This window comes from Dietzia sp. UCD-THP (genome assembly GCF_000349585.1).
GTDB lineage: Bacteria > Actinomycetota > Actinomycetes > Mycobacteriales > Mycobacteriaceae > Dietzia > Dietzia natronolimnaea_A.
In genome coordinates this window covers 499-738 of the sequence record NZ_KB714649.1, presented here as the reverse complement: position 1 = coordinate 738, position 240 = coordinate 499, and positions in this window count along the sequence as shown.

Genomic DNA, 240 nt, shown 5'->3' with positions numbered 1-240 from the left:
GATCCACACGGGTTGGCGCCACCCGGCCCGGTAGCCGCCGGCAGCGGTGACCATGCAGATGAAGCCGATCAGGATGCAGACGAACATCCAGATCATGGAGTTGGTGCTCATGGGGCGGCGTCCTCTTTCCGGGGGGCGTCGGCGGGGTCGCGCCTCGCGGGCGGGGCGACGACGAGGGGTTCGTCCGGGTCGGCGAGCACCCCGGCCAGCGGGTCCGGGCCCTCGGGTGTGCCCTGGTGC